The organism is Herbaspirillum sp. GCM10030257, assembly GCF_042666555.1.
Classification (GTDB): Bacteria; Pseudomonadota; Gammaproteobacteria; order Burkholderiales; family Burkholderiaceae_D; genus Noviherbaspirillum.
Map to the genome: position 1 here is coordinate 1 of NZ_JBHTDH010000138.1, position 584 is coordinate 584.

The window sequence follows — 584 nt, forward strand, 5'->3', positions numbered from 1 at the left end:
ATCACGTACGCCAGGTGGTCGGGTTCGACTCCGGTTTCGCTACGGGAAAGGTTGTCGGCAGCCTGCCGCGCCCAGCGGCCACTGTCGGCTTCCAGGTCGATCAACGCCGTGCCCGAGCCGGCCACAGCCAGGCGCAGTGTGGCGTGCAGCGCGGCCGGAATCTCGCCATGGGTTAGCAACGCCAACGGGGCGCTGTCTTCCAGCATGAACACCAGCCGCTCGGACGGATAGGCCGGATCCAGCGGTACGTAGGCAGCGCCGGCCTTCCACACCGCCAGCAGGCTAACCACCATGTCGATGCCGCGCGTCATGCACAGCGCCACCCGCGCATCGGGCACCACGCCAAGCTTGCGCAGATGGCGCGCCAGCCGGTTGGCCCGGGCATTGAGTTCGGCATAGCTGACTTCAGTCCCGCCATGCTCCAGTGCCACTGCCTGCGGGGATGCGGCCGCCCTTGCTTCGATCAGTTCATGGATGCAGGAGTGATCCGGATAGGCAGCGTGCGTCGCGTTCCACTCGACCAGCAGACGCCGGCGCTCGCTGGCGTCCAGCAGTGGCAGCGTGGCGATGCTGCGGCTATCGTC

Annotated in this window: 1 protein-coding gene; it reads right to left on the minus strand. The window is 67.3% G+C overall.

Annotation, left to right across the window (positions count from 1 at the left end; genetic code table 11):
- On the minus strand, positions 1–584 hold a 584-nt coding region (locus ACFQUU_RS29440; protein ID WP_382252197.1), incomplete at both ends, for an AMP-binding protein.